15 protein-coding genes are annotated in these 23974 nt (G+C 60.1%); 5 read left to right on the plus strand and 10 right to left on the minus strand.

Going from position 1 to position 23974, the window contains the following annotated elements:
- Together SFUM_RS17140 and SFUM_RS17145 are read left to right on the plus strand one after the other, a co-directional pair.
- A complete protein-coding gene (locus tag SFUM_RS17140) occupies positions 1 to 1563 on the plus strand; it encodes a DHA2 family efflux MFS transporter permease subunit (RefSeq protein ID WP_041443013.1) in 1563 nt (520 codons plus the stop codon).
- Between the two features lie 185 nt (positions 1564 to 1748).
- Positions 1749 to 2942 carry a M24 family metallopeptidase gene (locus SFUM_RS17145; RefSeq protein ID WP_011700116.1) on the plus strand — a complete coding sequence of 398 codons (1194 nt, stop codon included), beginning with the start codon at positions 1749 to 1751 and terminating at the stop codon, positions 2940 to 2942.
- 202 nt (positions 2943 to 3144) lie between these two features.
- Here SFUM_RS17145 and SFUM_RS17150 read toward each other — a convergent pair whose 3' ends face one another.
- Both SFUM_RS17150 and SFUM_RS17155 read right to left on the minus strand, forming a co-directional pair.
- Positions 3145 to 4200, minus strand: a complete 1056-nt coding sequence (locus tag SFUM_RS17150) for an SLBB domain-containing protein (protein WP_011700117.1) — start codon at positions 4198 to 4200, stop codon at positions 3145 to 3147.
- A gap of 99 nt (positions 4201 to 4299) precedes the next feature.
- Positions 4300 to 5034 carry a hypothetical protein gene (locus SFUM_RS17155; RefSeq protein WP_041440831.1) on the minus strand — a complete coding sequence of 245 codons (735 nt, stop codon included), beginning with the start codon at positions 5032 to 5034 and terminating at the stop codon, positions 4300 to 4302.
- Positions 5035 to 5547: 513 nt separating this feature from the next.
- On the opposite strand from SFUM_RS17155, the gene SFUM_RS17160 reads away from it, so the two are divergent.
- Genes SFUM_RS17160 through SFUM_RS17170 form a run of 3 tightly spaced genes read left to right on the plus strand, consistent with a single transcriptional unit; the run spans position 5548 to position 11021 of the window.
- Positions 5548 to 7866, plus strand: a complete 2319-nt coding sequence (locus SFUM_RS17160) for a GumC family protein (RefSeq protein ID WP_011700119.1) — start codon at positions 5548 to 5550, stop codon at positions 7864 to 7866.
- Complete coding sequence (locus SFUM_RS17165; protein ID WP_011700120.1) at positions 7863 to 9062, plus strand: tetratricopeptide repeat protein; 1200 nt, start codon at positions 7863 to 7865, stop codon at positions 9060 to 9062. Before SFUM_RS17160 ends, SFUM_RS17165 begins: the two co-directional genes overlap by 4 nt.
- Before the next feature lie 27 nt (positions 9063 to 9089).
- Entirely contained in the window at positions 9090 to 11021 is a 1932-nt protein-coding gene (locus SFUM_RS17170) for a J domain-containing protein (RefSeq protein WP_011700121.1), read from the plus strand.
- Positions 11022 to 11320: 299 nt separating this feature from the next.
- Here the strand turns inward: SFUM_RS17170 and SFUM_RS17175 are convergent, their stop codons facing one another.
- From SFUM_RS17175 to SFUM_RS17210, 8 genes are all read right to left on the minus strand, one after another.
- Positions 11321 to 12397, minus strand: coding sequence for a mannose-1-phosphate guanylyltransferase (locus tag SFUM_RS17175; protein ID WP_011700122.1), 1077 nt, complete (start codon positions 12395 to 12397; stop codon positions 11321 to 11323).
- 13 nt (positions 12398 to 12410) lie between these two features.
- Complete coding sequence (locus SFUM_RS17180) at positions 12411 to 13757, minus strand: glycosyltransferase (protein WP_011700123.1); 1347 nt, start codon at positions 13755 to 13757, stop codon at positions 12411 to 12413.
- A 38-nt stretch (positions 13758 to 13795) separates the two neighbouring features.
- The gene (locus SFUM_RS17185; protein ID WP_011700124.1) at positions 13796 to 15304 is read right to left on the minus strand and encodes an O-antigen ligase family protein; all 1509 of its coding nucleotides are present in this window, start codon (positions 15302 to 15304) and stop codon (positions 13796 to 13798) included.
- A 28-nt stretch (positions 15305 to 15332) separates the two neighbouring features.
- Positions 15333 to 16898 carry an MraY family glycosyltransferase gene (locus tag SFUM_RS17190; protein ID WP_011700125.1) on the minus strand — a complete coding sequence of 522 codons (1566 nt, stop codon included), beginning with the start codon at positions 16896 to 16898 and terminating at the stop codon, positions 15333 to 15335.
- A 331-nt stretch (positions 16899 to 17229) separates the two neighbouring features.
- Positions 17230 to 18468: a glycosyltransferase family 4 protein gene (locus SFUM_RS17195; RefSeq protein WP_011700126.1), complete on the minus strand. Its 1239-nt coding sequence runs from the start codon at positions 18466 to 18468 to the stop codon at positions 17230 to 17232.
- A 25-nt stretch (positions 18469 to 18493) separates the two neighbouring features.
- Complete coding sequence (locus tag SFUM_RS22040; RefSeq protein WP_150109552.1) at positions 18494 to 19951, minus strand: heparinase II/III family protein; 1458 nt, start codon at positions 19949 to 19951, stop codon at positions 18494 to 18496.
- 722 nt (positions 19952 to 20673) lie between these two features.
- Complete coding sequence (gene wecB / locus SFUM_RS17205) at positions 20674 to 21762, minus strand: non-hydrolyzing UDP-N-acetylglucosamine 2-epimerase (protein ID WP_011700128.1); 1089 nt, start codon at positions 21760 to 21762, stop codon at positions 20674 to 20676.
- A gap of 31 nt (positions 21763 to 21793) precedes the next feature.
- On the minus strand, positions 21794 to 23953 hold the full coding sequence (locus tag SFUM_RS17210) for a bi-domain-containing oxidoreductase (RefSeq protein ID WP_011700129.1): 2160 nt from the start codon (positions 23951 to 23953) through the stop codon (positions 21794 to 21796).
- Between the last annotated feature and the right edge of the window lie 21 nt (positions 23954 to 23974).

Raw genomic sequence — 23974 nt, forward strand, 5'->3', positions numbered from 1 at the left:
ATGAACGACGCCTTCGAAGCATCTCGATCGAACAAGTGGGCCATCGCCTTGACGGTGATGCTGCCGACCTTCATCGAGGTGATGGACACGAGCGTCGTCAACGTTTCGCTGCCGCACATCCAGGGCAGCCTGAATGCCGGCGTGGATGAGTCGACCTGGGTACTGACCTCCTACCTGGTGTCCAACGCGATCATCATTCCCATAACGGGTTGGCTGGCAAGCGTGTTCGGGCGCAAGCGCTACCTGATCTTCTCCGTGGTCATCTTCACGCTCAGCTCCCTGTTTTGCGGCGCCGCGCCCTCCCTGGAAGTGCTGATTCTTTGCAGAATCCTGCAGGGGTTGGGTGGAGGCGGGCTGCAGCCGCTGTCTCAGGCCATTCTGCTGGAATCGTTTTCTCCAAAGGAGCACGGCATCGCCATGGCGGCTTTCGGGATGGGGGTTGTGCTGGCTCCCATACTGGGGCCCGTTCTCGGGGGCTGGATAACGGACAACTGGAGCTGGCGGTGGGTGTTCTACATCAACCTTCCGGCGGGGATCCTGGCGCTATTCCTGGTGGTGCTCTTCATCCAGGATCCGCCCTATCTGCGCCGAACCCAGTTCAGAATGGACACCTGGGGGCTTTTTCTGTTGACCGTCGGGCTCGGTTGCCTGCAGATCGTTCTGGACAAGGGTGAACGCGAAGACTGGTTCAATTCGCATTTCATCGTGGTCCTCAGCATCGCTGCCGCGCTCTCGCTGGTTTTGTTCGTCATCGTGGAACTCAACGCCGAACATCCCGTGGTGAACCTCAGGGTCTTGCGAGACCGGAGTTTCGCGGCCGGGACCGTTATCATGTTTTTCGGATTCTTCTGCCTGTTCGGGAGCATCGTGCTGTTGCCCCTCTACCTGCAGCAACTCATGGGCTACACGGCGCTTTGGGCCGGGCTGGTGCTGGGACCGGGAGGGTTCGCCAGCTTTTTCATCATGCCCGTTGTCGGCGTTCTGCTTAAAAAAGGCGTGAAGCCCCGGTACCTGCTGTCCATCGGACTAGTGGCGACCGCTTTGTCCACGTGGATGATGTCCGGTTTCAATCTCGAGGCGGATTTCTACACCGTCGCATGGCCGCGCTTCGTGCAGGGATTCGGGATGGGGCTGTTCTTCGTACCCCTGGCCGCAGCGGCCTATGTGAACATTTCCAGGGAGGAGATGGGGAATGCGTCGGGCATCTTCAACCTGTTGCGCAACCTTGGGGGCAGCTTCGGCGTGGCGTTCAGCACGACCGTGCTGTCACAGAGGTCGCAATTGCACCAGACGCATCTTTCGGAGTACATTACTCCCTTCAATGCCGCCTTTCAGACCTACTTCGATCAGGTCTGCTCATGGCTGCAGATGAATCAGCCGCAGGCATCCTGCCCGACGGGGGGGCTTGTGATGACCTACAGGGAAGTTCTGCGCCAGGCCAGTATGCTGGCTTTCAACGATACTTTTCTGTTGCTCGCCATCGCCACCTTAAGCCTACTGGCGCTCATGCCGCTGCTCAAGAAATCCGCCAGGCCTTTCGGGTGGAAGGAGGGCGTGCATTGACGCGTTTTCCTGCCGCCGTTTGCACGGACCCGCCAACCGGAACGGGCTGTGGACCGGCAACGATGCCGGATGGTCGTCGCCGTCGTTCCAACACAGGCGCAAATCCGGATGCGTCGCGACTCTCCGCCCTTCGGCCCCAGTGGCGACGACGGTCGCACCACCTCAGCGAAGAGGAGTATTGAACATTGTTTCAGGTCCCCGAAAGTGAAATTGCCGCCCGTTTGAGGATGTTTCAGGCACTGCTGTCGACGAGCGGGGTGGACGCGGCGGTTGTTCGACAGAACACAGACCTGTACTACTTCACCGGCACCGTCCAGGACGCCCACCTTATCGTGCCTGCTTCAGGGAAGCCGATTTTCCTGGTGAGGCGCGACGTGGATCGCGCGGAAAGCCTTTCGCCCATTCGCCCCGTGGTTCCTCTACAAAGCCTGTCCGATCTTCCTCCCGTGGTGGAAGCGGCCTGCAAGGGGTTTGTCCCGCGGCGACTGGGCATGGAACTGGACGTGCTTCCCGCGAATCTCCTGTTCATGTACAGGGAGAAACTGTTTCCCGACCAGGAGATCGTCGATGTCAGTCTCCTGATCCGCCGGATACGGACGATCAAATCAAAGTGGGAACTGGAGATGATGCGCTTGGCCGGCATCATTTCGAAGGCAATTGCCGATGCGGTCCCCCAGGTACTTCGCGAAGGCATTTCGGAAGTGGAGCTGTCCGCCGAACTGCAAATGGTGGCGCACAGGGCCGGACACCTCGGCCTCGGCCGCTGCAGGACCTTCAACATGGAGGTTGTGTTCGGACATCTCCTCTCGGGTCCGGAAGCCGCCACGCCGTCCTATTTCGATTCTCCGACGGGAGGCGAGGGGTTCTCACCGGCCTTCGCGCAGGGTGCAAGCGAGAGGAGAATCCGACCGGGCGAACTGGTCAGCGTCGATACCATGGCCTGTTGGCACGGGTACTTGAACGACCAGACCCGGGACTATTCGCTTGGCGCTCCCCCTGCTCGATTGCAGGAAGCATACCGCCTGTCCGCTCTGATCCATCAACGGTTTCGACAAACGGCGAAACCCGGAGCCGTGACGGGAGAGCTCCATGACGCGGTGTGGCAATGGGTCAGGGAGGCGGGATGGGATGAGTGGTTCATGGGAACCGGGGAGCAGCGGGCACCCTTCGTGGCGCACGGACTCGGGCTGGAGGTCGATGAGTTTCCGCTCATCGCCCGGGGGCAGACCCTGGTTCTCCAGGAAGGCATGACCTTCGCCTTCGAGCCCAAGTTCATCCTGCCGGGGGAAGGGATCGCCGGCCTGGAAAATACCTACGTCGTCAGGCACGACGGGCTGGAATCGCTCAATCCCGCCTCGGAGGAACTGCGCATATTGTGACCGTCACGGGAAGAGCGTGGCTCCGGGGATACCTCACGCGCGTCGCATTCCGAAAATCCTCCATGCCCGGCGGTATCAATCGGTCCCTGGCCGGTCGGCGGCGCGACTTCCCCGGTTGAGGCCGGATGTATGCCGGTCCCCGGGTCGTGCCGGGTCGACGAACGGTCAACCGATTGAACCGCCGACCGGACCGGCCTTCACGCTAATAGGCCGTTCCGCTTCGCGGATCATAGCCGATACCGAACAATCCCCCGCCGAGATTGAGCCGAAGTCCGTAGAGCAACGCCTTGGGCGTGTTGGTCTCAACGAAGAGCACATCCCTGTCCTTCACCGACATGCTGTGGGCGGAACCTTGCTGGATGTCCGATATGCTCAATTTCACCACTTCCCGCTTGCCGCTCGGCATCACGCGGACCAGCTTGATGTTTCCCTCATCCGCCGTGAGAGAAAACCCGCCTGCCATGACGATCGCCTCCTGAACAGTCGTGGACTGGGAGATCGGATAGTTGCCGGGTTTCTTGACCGCGCCGTCGACGTAAATCGTACCGGCCTCCGGGACGAAAATAACGTCGCCGCGTTGGATTTCGATGTTGAGATCCGTGTTCCCCTGCTTGATGATCTCGTCCAGATCGATCATGAAGACCATCGGTTGCAGCTTGGGGTCATCGTTGGGACGCCGCACCTGGACCATCTTTCCGGCCTTCTCGGAAAGACCGCCTACGCCCGCAAGCGAGTCCAGCAGACGCTGGCGGGTCAGGTAGGGCACCGCCCCCGGATTCTTGACCGCGCCGAGCAGGGTTATCTTGCCGGCCAACTGCTCTTTGACGAAAATGCTGACGTGAGGGCTCTGAAGATATTTCCTCTTGTAGAGGTCCTCGATTTTCTGTTCCGCCTCACGTGTGGTGAGGCCCTTGATCAGAACCGGTCCCAGGAGGGGCAAAGTGATAAAGCCCCGAGACCCGACCCGGGCTTCGGTTTTCAGCTCCTCGGCCTCGAACACGGTGACTTGTATCAAATCCCCTTCGCCCAATACATAGTCCCGCAGATTGGGCGCCGTGCTCACCGAGGCGAGCAGTTTCTGGTTGATTTCGCCGATTTCCTTTCTCGATCCGCTTTCATCCGCCAGCAGAACCTCGACGTTGGCTGTGGGCGGCGGCCCTTTGGGAGTGCCGCATCCGGCGACGGCCGCGGCGAATAAAGCAATGGCCGCAAAGGCCCGAAGTCCGCAAAATCCGACGTGCTGAAACGGGATACTCATGATGAGGACATCCTTTGCCCGGGATGGATGCAAAAGGCGGCATCCACAACGCACGATGGATACCGCCCTTCCGACTTCATCTCGATAACGGGAACCGGATCACTGGGGACTGACCGGTCTGCCGTGGGTATCGGCGCTCAGAGCCACCGCGCCCCCAAGAATGCCGAGCGCGGTCAGCCCTGCGATCCATATCGTGGACATATCGGGGCCGGCCACGGCACTCGCAGCGGAAAGAGGAAATCCTCCCGCGTCAGGTCGAGCATCCTTGCCGTCTTCCCGGGGTGATGCGGACATCTCCGCCTGGGCCAACACGATGGAGTGACCCTCCTGGATCAGGTCGACGCCGTTACGGCTCAATACCTGCATGGCTCCCTGGTCGACACCCAGTTCGGTGGTCTTCGCCTCCACGATGATGTGCCCCCTCAAGAGCCCTTCGCTCCCGGCAGGTACGATCATCCGCTGAGTTTGAACCAGATCGTGGGGGGTATGAAAGGAAATCGGCTTCCCCTCAGTGCGGACGGCAAAATCGACGCGTCCGGAGTTTACCGTCAGGTCCCACTGGCCATTGTCCTCAATCAAGGCAAAAACCGCCTTATCGTGAACCACCATCTGAACATCGCGGCTCTGCACCACGCAGTTTCCGTTGCAGGCCATCAGGATGCCTTGCGGCAGGGGCATTTCGGATCGAAACCGGCTCACTTCCTTGCCGCCGTGGAGAACGCTGACCTTCCCCGAAGGGACGAGACGGGCGTTCGAACCGGCATATCCCGCGACGGGCTGGACGACCAAAGAGAAGACCAGAAGCAGGGCAATGATTCCGGGACAGAATTTCATCGATGCGGGCCTCCTCCGTTTCATCAGACCAGACTCCAACCCCAATGCCGCTTTTGTACTCAATGATTACCTTCGAGTCAAGACACTAACGAGTCACATCTCAAGTTTCAGTAAGACTCCCACGTACATCGCCATAGAATCGCTGCCGTTTTCAAAGAGAATCCACTCTCGTCTTGAAACGTGTTTGTTTTTCCATGATACTCGGCAATATTTTAGCTGTTATTGAGAAAAAAGTTATGCAAAATATTGAATTGCGTCGATGTAACAAAAGTACGCCGGGGCGAATCCTCCCTCGACGGACGAGGTTCCCTGAAAGGCCGGGCCTTAGGTTTCCCGGCTGTGAAAATAAGTCGAAAGCTGTTTAGCATTTCCGGAAAGTCGAGTCCCGGGATGCGGGTCATTGCCGCCTTCGGTCGTCCGTCGAACCCCGGGGTGGTATTCCCTGAATCTCGACGATCAGTGTTGTCGACCGGGTCACAAACGGTTCGCTGACTCCATTGCATGGAGCAACGCATGAACGATTCACTCGAAAAACGTCCCGGACAGGAGCATCCCGTCTCCGTCTACGGAGCGAATCTGCCCAGCGTGGAAACCAGGGAGTCGCTGCCGGAATTCGAGGATTCCGCCGATCTGCGGGACTACCTGGAGATCATTCTAAGACGCAAGTGGCTGATTCTCACCTTCCTGTTCGCCGTGTTCATGACCGTGCTGGTGGTGAGCCTCAGCATGAAACCGGTGTTCAGGGCGAGCGGGCGGCTGGAAATGAGCCCGAGGTTTCCCAAGGTCACGAAGTTCGAGGATATCACGGGCGGGCAGATGTTTTTCACGAGGGATTTCGTGCAAACCCAGGTGAAGCTGTTGCAGAGCGGCGCCCTCGCCCAGCGGGTTTTGCGAAAGATGAACCTGTTGGAGACCGATCCGGCTCGAAGCCGGGAAGCCAAGGCCGAAGGATTGATCGAGAGGTTTCGCAAGAGCCTTTCCGAATCGCTGCAATTCGGCAAGGCGGTGGAAAAGACTCCCGATCCGTCCATTGCAAGTCTCAAGAAAGAAAAGGGAATGCAGAGCTGGGTCGGTGGGAATCTGGAAGTGCATCCCGAGCGGGACACAACCCTGGTCAACGTTTCGTTCAGCTCCACCGATCCGGCGCAGGCCCGGGACTTCGTCAATACTCTGATCCAGGAATTCATCAGCTGGCAGATGGACAAAAGAATGGATGCGGCGAGCTCGGCGAAACAACAACTTGAAAAACAGCTGGAAGTGGTCCGCATCCAGCTCGAAAGAGCGGAAAGCAATCTGAATGCTTTTGCCCAAAAATCCGGTATCGTCTCGCTCAGTTCCAACCTGAATCTGATTTACCATCAGCTCGAGGAGGTCAACAAGGCACTGACGGTGTCTCAAACCGAACGCATCGGAAAAGAATCCGTCTACCTGCAGAGCCTGAAAAGCGGAGTCTCGGCATTGCCGATCGTGGTGGAAAGCCAGATGCTGCAGAAGCTTCGCGCCGATTACGTGGCCCTGGCCGGGCAGTACCAGGAGATGTACACGATATTCAAGGACGACTATCCGAAATTGAAGACGCTCAAAGCCAGAATGGTGGACATCGAGAAGCAGATCAAAGAAGAAGAAAACCGCATGCAGCACTCGTTGAAGAACGACTATCTGGCTTCGTTGAAAAAAGAAGAGGCTCTGCAAAAGGAGGCGGAAGAGAAAAAAAACCTGGCCATGGAACTCAACGATCGGGCCACCCAGTTCAAGATTCTCGAACGGGAGGTCGAGACCAGCAAGCTCATCCACCAGAGCCTTCTGGAACGTTCCAAGGAGATTGACGCCAATGTGGGAACGGAGCTGGGAAACATCCAGGTGGTGGAATACGCATCGCTACCTCTTTCGCCCTATAAGCCCGACGTGCGCCGAAACCTGCTTCTGGCCATCGTGATCGGCCTCATCGGCGGCATAGGCATATCGTTCTTCCTCGAATACCTGGACAATACGGTGAAACGTGTCGACGAAATCACGGACCGGTTCCACATTCCCGTGCTGGGCGTGTTGCCTCTCGTTGAGAACGAAGATTTGCACGATTTGGATTCCCTGGTCAAAACCAGGCCGAAATCCAGTTTTGCCGAGTCCATCAGGACGGCCAAGGTGTCGATTCAGCTGTCAAGTCCCGTCGATCAGCCGCCCAGGACTTTTCTCATCACAAGCACCAGTGCCGCCGAGGGGAAGAGCGCGATATCGTCGAACCTGGCGCTGGCTTTCGCCGGGTCGGATGAAAAGGTGCTGCTGATCGACGCCGACCTGAGAAAGCCGAGGCTCCACAAAGTCTTCTCCAACGGCCGAGGATCGAAACAAAAGGGGCTGAGCCAGCTCTTGAGCGGGATCTGCAATGTGGGGGAGACGATTCAGACGACGGGCACGCCGAATCTGTTTTTCATTCCTTCGGGGCCCATACCTCCGAATCCCGCGGAACTGCTCGCCTCCAACCGGATGCGCGACATCCTGAAAACCTTGGGGGAGAGCTTCGACCGAGTGATTCTCGATGCGCCTCCGGCGGTCGGATTCGCCGACGTGCTCGTATTGGGAAACTATGTCAACGGGGTGATTCTGGTCAGCATCCTTGGACACACCCACCGTGAAGCCCTCCGGATGTTCCGCAGAAGCCTGTACAACGTGCGCGGCAATCTGCTGGGATGCCTGGTGAACAAGCTCAACGTCGGGCACCATTTGGGCGGCTATTACTACAAGTATTACAAATACTACCATTACTATTATCAGCAGGCGTACGGCTCGCCACCCGAGAGTCTTCCCGAACATCCTCCTCAGGAAAGAGCATGAAACGCACGGGATTCCTCTTTCGTGTTCTGACGACCCTGCTGCTCCTGGGGATGTCCGGAAGCCTGATATGGTTCGGAGTCTGGACGAACAGAATGGCCGGGCACGACTATGCATTCGAACTGAAGCATACCTCCGGGAACCTGTTCTCCGAAGTGCTTTATCTGAAAGGGAACTACGAGTATTTTGTCGATCTCGACATGGAAACGGCCGCCGCCTACTTTCGGAAAGCCGTCGCTCAAGATCCGCTTCTGATCGAAGCATGGTTTGCTCTGGCAAAAGTCCACGCCGTGCTGGGACGCAAAGAGGAGACACAAAAGCTGTGCGATCTGCTTTTGCCTTCTATTTCCCACGTGAGCACCTGGAAATGGCAGGAGTTTCTGCTGGCCTTCGATCTGGGCGACGAAAAGCGTTTCGCGGAGACGCTCAACTACATCCTCGCCAGGCTGCCGCATCGCAGGAATGAGGCTTTTCTCCTTGCGCACACGTTCTGGCGGGATTGGAACGGGATTATTCTCCATGTTACGGCTGAAAATCGGAAGTTGTGTTTCGAGCAGTTGCTGAGCTCCAGGGAAACGGACCTGGCCGTGAGGCTCTGGGAACGTATGAAAGAGGAGCGGGTGCCCGTGGATGGAGACTTGGGACTGCGTTTCTGCCAGTTCCTCATGGAAAACGACCGGATGAAGATGGCCAAGGAATTGTGGCGGGAAATCACCGGTTCCACGGGTCTTGGGGTATGTGACGGCGAATTCCGGACCGAGCCGCTCAACACGGCATTCGGGTGGCGCTTCGGGAAAACGCCGGCGGCCATCATCGAAACAACCCGGCAGGGCTGCGCCTCGGGGGACGGCTGCCTCCACATCCGGTTCAACGGTACCGCGAATGTGGCGTTCCACCATGTGTCTCAAACCGTTCCGGTTGAACCCGGGCGGAATTACCGGCTGCATTTCTTCCGCAGGAGCAGTGCATTGACGACCGACAAGGGGGTATTCCTGGAGGTGACGGGCTACCGCTGCAGCGGTTTGAATGTCGCCACTTCGCCGGTTGGGGGCACCACCCCGTGGACCGAAGAGGAGCTCGAAGTGGCTGTTCCCGACGCCTGTGAGGCGATCACGGTCAAGGTGTCGAGGAAAGACAGTCTGAGGTTCGACAACAAGATAAGTGGTGACTACTGGCTGGATGGCGTAACTGTGGAATAGCTCGGACAGGCAGGGGAAGAAGGAGATATGCCGCCTTTTTCTATGCGCGGGCGCAATGACGCTCTGGAAGTCCTGGTGCGGCTGCTCGCGGGAGAAAAGAACTCACACCGGCTTATTGCGAAAATCACTTCCGATTCCGCTTTGCTCAAGGAGGCCGAGCGGATTGACGGCGCGATTCGCTCAAACTCCGCCTCGGACGAAGAACGCGATCGCTTGTCGAGGCTCTGCCGCCTGCATCAGATACGCCCCGACCGTTTCAGTGCACGTCTCCACCTGGTCCTTCATTCCCTCGGTTTGACGTCTCCCGACTTGAGCTGCTACGAAATCCTGGGCGTTGAACCGAGCGCCGGCCGGGATGAGATCAAGAAGGCCTTCAGGCAGCTCAGTCTCAGGTATCATCCCGATTTGAACCCGGGCGATACTGACACGACCGAGAGCTTCAGGACAATTCGCAAAGCGTACGAGGTCCTCTCGGACGAGAAGCGCCGGGAACGGTACGATGCCGAGTCGGCGATTCCCGGTTGGCTGGATGATCAGGCAGAGGAGGAGTTGAATGCCGTCGGCAATGGATGGTGGCTCAGGCAGCTCTGGCAGCTTGGAATTCCCGTCCTCATTCTGCTGCTGTTCTGCTTTTGGGTCGATTATGAATACCTGCTGACCGACAGATATTACCGGGTGAAACAGGCGGGCGAAGCACGGGAGGATGAAAATCCGTTCTCGAGCGTCAAATCCGTCGAAATCGCAATTAGAGAGGACGTCCCGTCTTCGGCGGAACCCGCGATTTCGGGAGAAACCCGGCCGAACGACATTGCGGAAACACCTCCTGCCGCGCAGCCGGATCACGGATACGACATCGCTCCAACCCGTGAACCGGCGGTGATCGAGGAGCCGCCCGGCGATCTCGCGTCAAGGCGCGCAGCGGGTTTCGAGCAGGATCGTGTCTTTCGGAAGACGGACGCCGCGGCTGGGATCGTTCCCGGTGCGGGTACGCCGCCATCATCGGACAAACCGTCGGGTGACGGTGCGAATGCGCCGGTTGCGGCGCCGGCGGAGACGGTCGAATCCGGAAAGGCGGTGGATGCTTTCAGGGATGATGCGTACGGAGCCCCGGAGCCGCCCGGTATTCCGCGGGATCTTGCGGAGTCGGCGTCACGGCGGGGTGAGACGGAGACTCGCGCGGCACGAATCGGTCCGGAGTCTGAAATCGGACCGAAGAACGGGGAACAGGGTTCGATGGGATTGCCGGAACACGGCGAAACCTTGCAAGAGCCCATTCCTGCGGAAACTGCCGGTTCCGTGAAGCGAAAGGGGAAGACCGAAAGACAGGTGACGGGTGAGAAGACAAGGGAGGGCAAAGGAGCGGAAATCAAGCCGGTGAGGCAGGCGGAAGCGGGGACCCGGGGAGTTGCGGGCAAAATGGAGGGCAGGGCCGTTCCCCAGATGGTCAAGGATGCGAAACAGGTTGGAAAACGCCGTCCGGGCGACCTGGGGGATACGAAGCGGCAGGCTTTGCCTGCGGACGCTCCGCCGGGAACAATCGAAAATCATGCGCTCACGGACGCCCCCATGCCGTCAATCGACGAGATGAGTATTCGGGCGCACGATTTTATCAGGCGGTATGTCGCGGCATACGAGAACAGAAATCCTACCCGGTTGTTCGGTTTTTTTGAACCGAACGCCGTTGAAAACGGCAAGTCGCTCGATCATCTGTTCTCGACGTACATCTCCAATTTCAAACGGGCCGAAAAAATTCGTTATCAAATCCACCCTGCCGACTTCAGGCTTGCCCGGGAGAAGATGATCGTCAGCGGCAGCTTCGAGATGGCGGTAAAGTTCAAGGGGGAACCCACCGTGGAATCCAGGGGCTCGATCCTGATGGAGCTGACCATGCACGATGACGATTTCCGAATCAGGACTCTGACCTACAACTTCTGGGAATCCGTCAGGCGATCCGACTGATTCCGGGTTGAGCGCAACGCGCCGCGGGCCTGGAGCGGAACTCACGGCGAAGCCCGAAAATATGCATCGCCGTTGCTGCCCCCGGGGGGAACTCATACGAAGTTACCTAGAAAATAGATTCCCGGGTGAGTCTGTTTTCATGCTTCGCGGGTGTCGCAGGGGGCATGGATAATTGCGTTCAAGATGGATTTTTCAAGCACCAAAGAGCGGGGGAATGATTCCCCCGCACCCCCCAAGTTTCGGCCACACGCTCAGGCCGAGAGCCCGGCGTCACCCTGCTCGAAAGGAATCCTTGGCGTTCAAAGCAGCTTGTTCAGGCAACGGTCCTTCAGGCCGGAGATCACTTTCCTCACTTCCTGCGTCTTTTCGAGGTCCGCAACGAGCACCGCATCTTCGGTGTCCACGATCAGAATCCCCTTGACTCCCAGTGCCGCCACATGCCTGTTGCCCCGGGCCATGACGAAAGAACCCCGGCAGTCGATGAGCATCGCGTCTCCCTCGGCCAGGTTTCCCGCCTCGTCCTGTTCCGCCCGCCGCGTTTCGTAGAGGCTGTACCATGAGCCAACGTCGCTCCAGCCGCAGTCGCAGGGAAGCACATAGACGGTCCGGCCGGTTTTCTCCATGATCGCGTAATCGAAAGAGATGCCGTCGATTCCTTCGTAGAGCGAAGCCAACCGTTGAGCATGTTCGTCCGAGTCAAACCCGGTCAACCCGGTCAGTCCCGAATGAAACGCGGGCATATGCTCCGAGAATTCCGCCAGCAGAAGGGAGGATGTGGCAATGAAGATACCGGCGTTCCAGTAGGTGCCGCCTCCGAGCAGGTATTCCTCCGCCTTGTGGAGAGGAGGTTTTTCCACAAACCGTTTGGCCCGATGGAACGCGACCCCGTCGGCGTTCCGTTCGACCGGGTCCGTCTCGATGTACCCGTAACCCGTTTCAGGTCGTGTGGGCACGATGCCGAGAGTGAAGATGGCCCTGTCGTCGGCCGAGAGTGATACGGCATGCATGAGCGCGGTTCTGAAAACAGCGGGCCGAGCGACGAAGTGGTCCGCGGGGAGGATCACCATTGGGGCATTGCCGGCGAGGTATTCCACGTATCTCGCGGCCAGCCCTATGCAGGGTGCCGTGTTTTTTCCCTGGGGCTCCGCCAGGATGCGAACTTCGGTTCCCGAGAAGAGTCGGCTCGTTTCGTCGAAATGCTCACGACCCACCACCAGAATGATCCGGGAATCGGGCACGAGCCCTTTGATCCGCTCGTAAGTCGCCTTGACCATCGGCTGATCGCCGATAATGCTCAGCAGTTGCTTGGGCCGCGCCTTACGGCTGACAGGCCAGAACCTCGTTCCGGAACCGCCCGCCATGATCACCACGTACATGAAGCCGTCCTTCTCAGCAGACCGTTCCCTTGCGCCCGTAATCGTCCTCGAGCCGGATAATGTCGTCTTCGCCGAAATACGTCCCCTGCTGGACTTCGATGAAGCTCATGATCGTCGTGCCGGGGTTTTCGATCCGGTGTTTGACGCCGGCCGGGATGTCGATGTACTCTCCCACCTCGAGCGGGATTTTTCGATCGTCGAGGGTTACAAGGGCCTGACCCTGGACGATCATCCAGTGTTCCGACCGTTTGTAGTGCAGCTGATAGCTCAGTCTCTTCCCGGGGAGCACATCGACGCGCTTGACCTTGTAGGTCGGGCTGTCCTCGAGGACCGTCCACAGGCCCCATGGCGGCCTGGACATGGCCGCGTGGGGCTTTGTCCTTTCCAGAACGGCGCGGTAGAGCTGCACGTACTCGCAGGCCATCCGCTCCATGTTGAATCGCTCTTCCACGAACCGGCGGCAGGCTGAGCGGTCCCAGGAGTCGATTCTGCGAACCTCCTCGACGATCCGGTCCATGTCCGCGGCGAGGATTCCGTTCTCGCCGATTTTCACGATTTCCGCCATGGTTCCCCGGTTGAATCCGACCACCGGCGTTCCGCAGGCGTTCGATTCGAGGATGTGAAGCGGGAAGGCAGGCTCCTCGGAGGTGCACAGAACCGCCGCGGCCTTTCCCCACAGCTCCCCGAGCTTTTCGGGACTGAGGGAAGGTGCGTGCCTTATCCTGGAGCCGTCCACGTAGCGGGCAATTTCCATCTCGTAGTAGTCAGGGTCTTCGATGTTGCCGACAATGAGCAGTTTCCGGTCCGAGCGCAACGCGATTTCAACGGCGTCCCGAACCCCGCCCGTCTTACCGACCGGTCCATACCACAGCAGATGGTCGCCGGGCTTGGCGCGACAGTTGAACACGCTTGCATCGACCGCCGGGTAGATGGTCCCGGCATAATCCAGGCTCGAATCGCGTGATGCGTCGCTGGCCGATACGTAGGCGCAACGGTGGTTCCATTTGCGGAATATGGGCAGCACTCCCTCCGACAAACGGCCGTAAAAACTCGAGACGATGGGGATCTTAACGAAGGGGGCGTACGAAACCGAAAGCAGGTTGTCATGGGTGTGCAGAAGATCGAATTCCGATGCTTCCTCCATTGCCGCGCCAAGGCTGAGACACTCGAGGGCGGATGAGTCCGAATCGGACAACGGGGGGATCGGCCCCCGCTCCGGAGGCGGGTCCAGCCCGAACAGCTTCACTTCCACCCCCTGGGCCGCCATGGCGTGACGAAAAAGCTCGCACAGGATGCTCCAGGTCAGTGCCTGAACGCTTCTGGCCCGCCATGATGCCGGGAAAACCATTCCGACTTTCATTCGATCCCCAACGTCGCTTCAGGTGAGAGCGCTTGCTTTCAAAGACTCATCAAAACGATGAGCACGACGAAATATAACTGATTGGCGGGGATTTGCCAGTTGAATTCCACCACGCTGTGGCACAGAAAGGCCAGGCAGCCCGCCAGTGCCCCGGCGGCGATCAGACGTCTCCGCGAGTCGCCGCCGCTCTCGCAGTGAATCCCACCGGCCCGCAGCCCCGCCGGAATCGGAGAACGGTGAATCGCACTTCCTGACCCGCCTGGAATGTCGGAAAGGGAAAGGGTGCCGGAAGGACCGCTCGAACGCCGGCGATCGGGCAGATTCTCCCCGGCATCGAGTTTCCATGCGCGCCGGGCTGCCAGGACCCAGTATCCCCATGCCAGCACGGTCAACCCGGCGGCAACGGGCACGCCCAGCTCTCCGGCGAGCTCGAGGTAGTCGCTGTGCGCATGGACGATTTCCTGGTCGTCGAGCAGATGGGACTGGTAGAGACGAATCGCGTGAGCGAAGGTGTCCAGACCGGTTCCGGTCAGGAAATGGTCCCGAATCAGCCGGCAACTGTCGGCCCAAATCTTGAAACGGCCCAAGGCGCCGCCCTCCAGGACGTCAAAACGGGCGATGATGTTGCCGAAGCCGACGATGCTCCCGTAGGCGATCATCACCCCCCAGCAGACGACGACGAAAGCGAGCATGCCCGGTCGCCGTATTCTGCCGATGATCGTAAAGGCAGTGAGAGCGATCAGGGCACTGAGAATACCCCCCCTTGATTCGGAAAAGACCAGGGCAAACAGCACCATGCCGACAAGAAAGGAAAAAAACAACTGCTTCTGCCTGATCTGGGCGTTTCGTTCCCGGGCATCGTAGGTCTTTTGCCGGGACAATCTCGAAGGAGGTTCTTCCGGAGAAAGGGTATACCCGAGAAGGACCGGCCAGATCATTCCCAGAAACGCGGCGAAGTGGTTCCGGTTCACGAAGGTTCCCCGTGCGTCGCCGGTCCCGGCGGCTTCCCAGAGCACTCCCAGGGAAGGCACGAGCACTTGCAGGATGCCGTAGAGAGCCTCGGACGCAGCCACGAAAAAGAGCAGGCGAAAGAACCATTCGGGAGAGCCTTCCCGGAGGGCGTTTCGCAAGAGAATGCCGAACAGGACCAGAAACACCCACCAGAACAGGGAAAACATAGTCATCACGGGAAGATAGGAAATTGCAGCCCATCCCCCCTGCGGGCTTCCGGCTGCCTCGGCGGCCCGTTGCAGCCAGAGCAGGCGGTGCGGAGCCAGCACGGCCAGGGCGGAGGGCGGCAGGGGAATCAGCTGCAAAACCGGAAAAGCCAGGATGAAGACTCCGGCACCCTGCCACTTCACGGGGATTTCCCGCATCAGGGAAGGCGATTCGGGCTCCATCCACAACAGCACCGCCGTTCCGATCATGAACAGCGCGGCGAACATGCTCCAGAACCAGGGGCGCGCGCCCCCCAGGAAAAACGGGAGGAACAGGACCGGGAGGGCGATCGTGACCCGGGTCAGGAAGATGCTGCCCAGAGGTCTCACGCCCGGGCCTCTGTTGGCCCCGAAAGGGTCATATGAGCGGACGCCTGGCCTGGGGGGCATGATGAGCGGTTTCATTTATCGGGAGACTTGAGGCTACAGGAGACGGCCGATCGACCGATCGACACTGGAGAGAGCCCTGTTTGTCCTCGAGCTCCTTGAGCTTCGCCACAACGGTGCGTCTCAGGTGCTCGATGCGTCTCAGGGTGTAATGGCTTATGGGGTCTTGGAGCAGATCTTTTCTCAGCGACAGCGTGCCGTAGCTCTTGCTCCCGTTCACCAGCGGCAGCTCCAGCACCAGCACGCGGTCCCGGCACTGGTCCAGGTCGAGGCAGATCTCGTTGAGGCACCACCTGTAGGTGTCTCCCGGGCCGTTCCACCAGACTCCATTGAAATGAATCCTGGCTTCATCCATCTTGAGCAGTTCGCATGCGCTCACGATGCGCTCCCACATCTCCTCCACGCTCGCGGCACGGGCGATGTGAAGCTGCTGGTCCAGGAACGTGCGGCGCTCGCGCGCGAAGCCCATCACGTCCGTGACGTCATGGAAGTAGCCCACAACCTTGTCAACAGTCACGTATTCCAGGTAGCCGATCTTGCGTATGAAGAAGACGACAAGAAATCCAAGAACCAGGAGCAGGAACCCGGCCTTGACATCCCTCGCGTGGACGATGAGCAGTGCAAACACTCCGAGAAACAGTGTCGCCCCGTACATGATCAGGACGGCCTTGCGCTGGCTGAGCCCCATTCTGAGCAATCTGTGGTGGATATGGCTCTTGTCGGGCTGGAACATGCTTCGGCCGAGCACGAACCTTCGTATGGGCGCCAGGATCGTGTCCATCAACGGCAGCCCCAGGGCCACGATGGGTATGATGATCGCAACGGTTGCAGGACTCTTGAGAGACCCGAGAATGCTGAGCGAAGCGAGGATGAAGCCGAGAAAGTAACTACCGCAATCACCCAGGAAGATCGACGCCGGGTTGAAATTGTAACGCAGAAATCCCATGCAGGCTCCGGCCAGGGCGGCGAGGCCGACAACAGCGGCGGTGTTGCCGCCGTTCTCGGTCAATACCAGCAGAACCAGGGAAACGAAAAGACTCGTGCCGGTCGCCAGCCCGTCCAGTCCGTCGATCAGGTTGACGGCGTTCACCACCAGGAGGACCCAGAACAGAGTGACGATACCGGAAAACCATCCCAGGGAGAATTCGGAACCCCACGGCAAGGCGATCTGTTTGAAGAACAACCCGCCCTCGCAGGCCAGGAGGGCCGCCACGATCTGAAACAGGAACTTCACGTCCGGGCGGAGCTGGTGAACGTCATCACAGAGCCCCATGACGAACACCACGGTGGCCCCTGCCGAAATCCAGATCAAGGACGAATCCCAGTATGACGAGAAAAAGAGCACGCAGCCCCAGAAGGGCAACATGAAAGCCAGGTAGACGGCAATCCCGCCCAGCCGGGGAATCGGTTCGACATGGATTTTGCGCGCTGCGGGCCGATCGACGACGTCGAGTCGTTTGGCGATCCTTCCCACCACCGGCGTAAGCGTCAGGGCCAGGAGGAGGGATGCGAGAAACGCGATCAGAATAGTATACATCGATCACCAAATGACGAACGTCATGAGGACTCAGAGACGAATCAACCGTTTCGACAGTGCAGCGCCAATCACACGGCAGACTGCGAATTCGCCATTGCGAACATAACACAAATTTAATGTTACACAAGAACTACGGACAATATTAAAACAAACTGAAGAAATTTTCTCCGGATGATTCAAATGGCGTTCGGTCCCAACAAAAAATTTGCTTGGAGGGTAAACATCTACCGGCAAATCACCAATTCGATGTGCGCTATCCCGTTTGCGGGAACACCATATATTCTGTCGGGTCCTGAAATCACGCTTCCGGCAGAGGTTGTCCAATGACGCTTCAATCAGCGCCCGGCCCGTGCACCCGTTCTTTGAGTATGTCGGCATATCTTCGTGCCCATTCACTGCGGTTGAATTCACGAATCGCGAAGGACCGTCCCGCATTTCCCATTTTCCGTCTCAATGCCCGGTTTTCCGCCAGTTCAATGATGGCGGAAGCCAGGGCCGCGCCATCTTCAGGCGCAACGGCAATGCCGCCGCCGGACAGCTCCAGGATCCGCCTGGCTTCCCCCTGCACCCCCAGCACGATGGGTTTTCCGGCGCCCATTGCCTCGAGCATCTTCGACGGCAGGACCGTCTTGAACAGTTCCGATCCGCGCAGCACTACAAGGGAAATATCGGTTGCCGCCATGTAATCCCTGACGGTTTTGTGCGGCACCAGCCCGGTGAATTCGACGTTTGTCAGTCGCATCGCCTCGGCGTGGGCGCGAACTGACGATAATTCAGCTCCGTCACCGACAACAAGAAAACGTACATGGGGATGCGATCTTTGCAGCGACGCCGCTGCCGCCGGCAGGACTTCCAGACCATGGGCCATGCCAACCGTGCCGATGTAGCTGACCAGAACGTCATCGTGCTTCAGGCCGTGCAGGCATCGTACGACGCGGGCGTCACCCGCTTTCCAGAATTCGACGTCGATGCCGTTGGGAACATACTCGATTTTTGAACCGGGAATACCGCGCCCGGTCAGGTTATCGATGAAAGCACGCGTGACGCACACGACGGCGAGCGCATTCCGGTACAAGGAAAGTTCCAGTTGTTCCGTGAGACGCAGAATCCATGAATTCCTTACGGCCCCGACCGCGGCCGCCGATTCCGGCCATAGATCCCGGAGCTCGAAAACCCACGGGGTTCGTGTCAGCGCCCCGGCGAGTCGCCCCGCCACAGCGTTGAAAAACTGGGGGGAGGTGGCGACGATGACGTCGAATTTTCCGAGTCTCAGCGAACGCCACACCGATGTGGGCACGAAGGACAGGTAATTGAGCGTGCGCTTGAAAACTCCTGTATTCGCAGCCAGGTAGGTCCACACCCGGTGAACGTGAATCCCGTCCAGCAGGGATCGGTCGTACCAGCGCCTTCTATAGCCGGCAAAAGGCACGCCGCGGGGATGACTGGGCACGCACGTGACCACGTGCACGTCGTGGCCCGCACGCACCCATTCCCTGCAATGCTCGAAAGTCCTGATGGCCGGTGCGTTGACTTCGGGAGGGAAGTAATGTGAAAGGAACAGGATTCTCATGAAGGGACGCGGACGGACCTCCCGGTCAAAGCAGATGTATGGACCAGTTCAGTTCCAGTCGATCGTGAAAATCGAATGCGGCCGAAAGCGCCGGGCGATCGATTTCCACCCCGAAACGGGGGTGATAGGGAGTGGTCGTCGCATCAAAAGAGAAACCGCGGCCGCTCACCCGCGCCAACGCCTCCGAACCGGCCGCCGCTTTCCAGCCGTCCGAGTCGAGAGAACAGGTGAGCCCGGGGGCCAAGTGCACCCGAAGGACGGCCTGGTGTCTGCCCGGCGCGGTCAATTCGTCGTGAAACCCGATCACCGGGGGTTCGATTCGAATGCTCCGGCTGTGCATCACGGTCTGCCCGCTTTTTCCCGGCCCTCCGCAGGAACCATGCAACTCGAGACCACCATCCCGGAAGCCTGTGCCGGCGGAACGGATCGAGATCCTGCGCGCGCAGCGAAAAGACTCCCACAATTCAGACTGGTCCCGGCCGTCCACCTGGATGGTGTTGTGCGCGGCGGTGCCGCGATCATATTGGCGGACGGAACACGGATTGTACGTGAAAACGCCGGTATCCGCGATCACGCGCATGCCCCGGCGGCTCAGCTCGAACGAGAGAGCGTCGGCATGGCCGTGGCCGGGTTGATGGTCCGGCCCGATCGGTCCCGAATCGAAAACGAGGCAGGTGCCGTAGCCATCCCGCCACCCGAAATATCCCGCGTCGGCCAATGCCCACGCGCCGAGGCGCGTATCGAGGTTCTCCATCCCGGGGTCTCCCCCGGCGATGAACCGTTGGATCAATGCTCCGTAAGTGGGTGCCACCCCCAGCGCGCAGTCATTGAGCAGCGCGTATTCGCCATCCGGATGGACCAGCCGGCTCAGGGAACCGAGCAGATTCGTGCCGGCCGATTGGGACAGGTGCCCGATGGTGTCCGCATCCCGGCTTCGGACCTTGTCCGCGACTCCGGCCAGCCGCAGCAGCGCTTCGGCAAGCAGCGCCTGGTACATGGGGCTGCGCTCGTCGTGTGCTCCATCGGGAAGCACCTGCGTGGCCAACTCCTCCCGGAGGATCGACAGGCCGCGCCGTACCCATTTCGACGCACGCTCCCCGTCCAGGCTCAAGCCGGCCCAGCAAAGCGTGACGGCATTCTCCAGGAGATGGTTTCCCATGAGATGATATTCGATCTGTGCCTCCAGCGCGGCCGTCTGACGGGCGATGCTGCCCACGATCCGATGCGCGGCGGCTTCGTCGAGACCCCTGTTTGAGTGAACCCATTCGATCCATTCCCGAATGCGGATCGAAAGAGGATAGGGTTCCCATCCCGGACCTTTCGGATCGGTGTTTTCCGCGATCCAGTCCAAAACCAGAAAGAGGCCGTCACGGGGCTGAATTCCGCTCAGAAAACGAAAGGCGTGGAGATTGTAAGTCCACAACCGGTCCGCACCGGGCTGCCGCCACCGTTCGGGACCGGAAAACGGCAGCCTGCGGTTCAAGAAAGTGAAGCCGGAACCGTCGAACCCGTCGCTCCGGAGCTCCGCCGCGGGTTCCGAAGCTCTTGGCCGCAGCCGGTGCGGCCCGAGGGGCCCGGGCAACCGCGAAAACGGGAGCAGAGCACGGGCCACCCGGAAGATGACCTGGCGGGGCCGGAGGTACCGAACGGTATGAAAGAACAAATGGGGGTTCACTGTCGACTCAGCGCAGGGATAGGCGTGCAGCAGGTGCGCACCGGTGTTCGGGCATCCGCCCGGATGCCTGAAATGTAATACGAAGTTTCATAAGAGATGGATCTTTCAAGCACAAAAGAGCGGGGGAATGATTCCCCCGCACCCCCCAAGTTTCGGCCACACGCGCAAGCGCGTGAGGCCGAGTGCTCGGCGCTGTCGGCGACTGGCCGAAGGCCGCCGCCGCAGCGCCACACGGAGCCGCGAAGCGGCGAGGGGGTGTGGGGGATACGTCCCCCACGCTTTGAGAGTATCATTTTGAACGCAATTATCCATGCCCCCTGCGACACCCGCGAAGCATGAAAACAGACTCCCGAGGGAGTCTATTTTCTAGGTAAATCCGTATAACATCGCATGTGGGGCCGTCGCGTTCGGGCCGGAAGATGCCCGGTGTGGCTTCCCTCAAGCCAAACGATAGTATTTCGCCGGGTTTGTCGGTCAACCGGGGTGCCGAAAACTGAAGAACCGGTTGGCGGAATTCAGGGGAAGCAGCATTAGAGATACAGGCGCCCGATGATGCCGGCGATCCTTTCGCCGGTTTTGCCGTCCCACAGAGGAGGCACGCAACCGGACTTGCCGCCGTCGTCGAGCACCCGTTCCACTTCCCGCTCGAGCCCCGCCGGATCCGATCCCACGAGGGTGTTCGTCCCGGTGGCGATCGTGACCGGCCGTTCTGTGTTTTCGCGCATGGTCAGGCACGGCACGCCAAGAAAGGTCGTTTCTTCCTGGATGCCGCCCGAATCCGTGATGACGACCCTGGCCCGTTTTTGCAGCGCGAGGAAATCCAGGTAGCCGACGGGGTCCATCAGCCTGAGGCTCGAATTCGCCCGTTTCAGGCCCGGGATCGAAAGCCTGTCCCGCGTTCTGGGATGGACCGGAAACAGAAGTGGTAGCCGGTCCGCGATTGTCTCGAGCGAGGACATCAGGCGTGCCAGCCGGGACGGCTCATCCACGTTGGCCGGGCGATGCAGCGTGACCAGGCCGAAGTTCCCGTTCAGTTCGAGCGAGCGCCGCAGTTCGGGCCATCTGCGGTCCGCGGCCGGCAGAAGTCGCACGAGCGTATCGATCATGACATTGCCCACGAGGTGAACCTTGTGCTGCGGGATGCCCTCCCGAGCCAGATTCTCATTACCGTCCCGGGAAGGAGTAAAAAGCAGGTCGGATATCTGGTCCGTGAGGAGCCGGTTGATTTCTTCAGGCATGGACCGGTCGAACGATCGCAGGCCGGCCTCGACGTGCGCCACCGGGATGCCGAGCTTTGCGCACACGAGAGCGCTCGCCACGGTGGAATTGACGTCCCCGTAGACCATGACGAGATCCGGTTTCTGCTCCCCGGCCGTTTCCTCGAAGCGCATCATGATCAGGGCGGTTTGAACGGCGTGGGTGCCCGAGCCCACTTCCAGGTTGACATCGGGAGCCGGCAGCCCGAGCTCCCGGAAGAAGACGTCCGACATGTCGGGGTCGTAATGCTGCCCGGTGTGCACCAGGATCTGGTCGAGTCCTTCGAGACCGGCCAGGGCCCGGGCAACCGGTTCCACCTTCATGAAATTGGGCCGCGCGCCCACAACGTGCAGGATTTTCATATGGGTTGTCTTTGATTTGAGACTACCGCACTCACAGTGCCGAATCCAACTCGAACGGCACTCCTTCCCGGATGCTTCGAACGGCCAGAATGGCTGCCAGCGAAACGGCGCGCAGCTCTTCCCATGGTATGGGCCATGGCCCGCCGTCGGCCACGGCGCTCGCGAAAGCCTCGATTTCCGCCCGGTGCCCCTTGTCCTGCCGGCCCAGCCGCGTTTTGGCGATCTTCCCGCCGGCGCAGGTGATCACCTCGCGGAAATCCTCGATGACGGCGATTCGTCCCCCTCCGATCACTTCCACCCGCTCCTTGGGGAATGCCTTGTCGCCTCCGGAAAGGTAGGCCACGGTGGAGATCGCCCCGTTGGCGTGCCTGAGGGTTATGAAGCACTGGTCGTCCGTGATTCGGGGCGAGGAAAGACCGCCGATCGACTCGGCGAAGACGCGCACCGGTGGAGCGCCTGCCAGGCAGGCGGCCAGATCGATGGCGTGGCAGGCCTCTCCGATGATGCGCCCGCCCCCCGTTGACTCGTCCTGGGTCCAGTGCTCGGCGGGAATTTCGCCCGCGTTGAAGCGGATCATGACCGTGAGAGGCTCATGCACCGCGCTGAAGAATTCCTTCACCCGGCGGGCCGCCGGGGAGAACCGCCGGTTGAAACCGACCATCAGGAGCGGCGCGGACCCGGCGGAAACGGCTTCGCCCAGAGCCGCCTCGACGGCGATCAATTCCTCCACCGTGAGGGCGAGCGGCTTCTCGACGAAAACATGCCTGCCCGAGCGAATCCCCTCGATCACCTGGGAGGCATGCCGGTCGTGGCGGGTGACGACGAAGACCGCCGATACTCGGTCGTTCTTGAATACCTCGTCCTCATCCGCCGTGGCTGCCTCAAACCCCGACTTCAATCCGGAATGCGCCGCGCTGAGCCCGCCGGCCGAGCAGATGATGCGGGGTTGCAGCCGTTTGTCCTTCGCGATTGCAGGGAGAAGAACCATGCGGGCGAAATTGCCCGCCCCGAGGCATCCGACCCCGATGGAATCCTGTTGCCGGACGCCCGAGACGGCGGGGAGCGTCAGCCTTTTCAGTGGAGCCGGCTTATCCGGGTATTCGAGGATGATTCCCAGATAGGGTTGCATCCCGGCTTCGATCAACGCATATGCGGCTTCCGCGTTCTCGATCCTGAACCGATGTGAAATGAGAGGCCGCACATCCAGGCGCCCCGACGCCATGAGGTCGAGGACGGCCTGCATGTTGCGCTGTTCGGTCCAGCGCACGTGGGCGGCGGGATAGTCGCGCCCTCTTTCTTCGTATTCCGGGTCGTAGCGCCCGGGGCCATAGGAGCAGGAGACCACGAATTCGGCTTCCTTGAAATAGTAGGGCCGGCGGGGCAAATTCAGCCCGACGGCCCCGACGGCCACCACACGGCCCTTTTGCCGCACCGCCTCGCCCGCCAGTTCCACCGGGCCGTCCGACTTGGTGGATGCGGCGATGAGGACGGCATCGGCACCCAGGCCGCGCGTGAGTCGCAGGACCCGGCCGGCGTCCAGATGGGGGGCGGCCGGGTCGGCGCCCAAAGTCGCGGCCAGGACGCACTTCGCGGAATCCGGATCGGTGGCCAGAACTCGGCAGCCCTGGGCCTTGAGCAGTGCAACCGCGAGCTGGCCGACCAGGCCCAGCCCGATGACGAAAGCCGTATCGCCGAGGCTCAGGCGGGCCAGCCGGACTCCCTGCAGCGCGATCGCTCCCAGTACCGTGAACGCCGCCTGCTCGAAGGACACGCCATCGGGCACCGTTGCACAAAGGTTTTTCGGAACGCACACCACGCCGGCGTGAGGCCCGTTGCTCGCGACCCGGTCGCCCGGTTTGAATTCCTGCACCCCGCTTCCGCAGGCCAGCACGATGCCGGAGGAGCAGTAGCCCATGGCCATGGGTTCGTCGAGTTTCTCCCTCACCTGGGCAAGCGTTTGAAGGATCCCCTCGCCGCGGAGCTTTTGAAGGACGCGCCGCACATGGTCGGGTCGCTCCCGCGCCTTGCCGAGGAGCGACTTTCCGGCCAGGTCCATCACCATCTTCTCGGTGCCCGCGGAGATCAGGGAGCAGGCATTGGCGATGAGCACGTGTCCCGGCCGGGCCAGGGGCTCGGGAACCGTAACCACGCTCAGGCGTCCGTCACGGATGTTTTGTGTGATTTGGAGCATTTGCTCATCCTGGCAGAATTC

Origin of the sequence: Syntrophobacter fumaroxidans MPOB, from assembly GCF_000014965.1 — a bacterium.
GTDB lineage: Bacteria > Desulfobacterota > Syntrophobacteria > Syntrophobacterales > Syntrophobacteraceae > Syntrophobacter > Syntrophobacter fumaroxidans.

Excerpts from the sequence above, each read along its gene's own strand:
- SFUM_RS17140 (WP_041443013.1), top strand. The coding sequence starts at position 1 with ATGAACGACGCCTTCGAAGCATCTCGATCGAACAAGTGGGCCATCGCC.
- SFUM_RS17150 (WP_011700117.1), bottom strand. The coding sequence starts at position 4,200 with ATGAGTATCCCGTTTCAGCACGTCGGATTTTGCGGACTTCGGGCCTTT.
- SFUM_RS17155 (WP_041440831.1), bottom strand. The coding sequence starts at position 5,034 with ATGAAATTCTGTCCCGGAATCATTGCCCTGCTTCTGGTCTTCTCTTTG.
- SFUM_RS17160 (WP_011700119.1), top strand. The coding sequence starts at position 5,548 with ATGAACGATTCACTCGAAAAACGTCCCGGACAGGAGCATCCCGTCTCC.
- SFUM_RS17165 (WP_011700120.1), top strand. The coding sequence starts at position 7,863 with ATGAAACGCACGGGATTCCTCTTTCGTGTTCTGACGACCCTGCTGCTC.
- SFUM_RS17170 (WP_011700121.1), top strand. The coding sequence starts at position 9,090 with ATGCCGCCTTTTTCTATGCGCGGGCGCAATGACGCTCTGGAAGTCCTG.
- SFUM_RS17175 (WP_011700122.1), bottom strand. The coding sequence starts at position 12,397 with ATGTACGTGGTGATCATGGCGGGCGGTTCCGGAACGAGGTTCTGGCCT.
- SFUM_RS17180 (WP_011700123.1), bottom strand. The coding sequence starts at position 13,757 with ATGAAAGTCGGAATGGTTTTCCCGGCATCATGGCGGGCCAGAAGCGTT.
- SFUM_RS17190 (WP_011700125.1), bottom strand. The coding sequence starts at position 16,898 with ATGTATACTATTCTGATCGCGTTTCTCGCATCCCTCCTCCTGGCCCTG.
- SFUM_RS17195 (WP_011700126.1), bottom strand. The coding sequence starts at position 18,468 with ATGAGAATCCTGTTCCTTTCACATTACTTCCCTCCCGAAGTCAACGCA.
- wecB (WP_011700128.1), bottom strand. The coding sequence starts at position 21,762 with ATGAAAATCCTGCACGTTGTGGGCGCGCGGCCCAATTTCATGAAGGTG.
- SFUM_RS17210 (WP_011700129.1), bottom strand. The coding sequence starts at position 23,953 with ATGCTCCAAATCACACAAAACATCCGTGACGGACGCCTGAGCGTGGTT.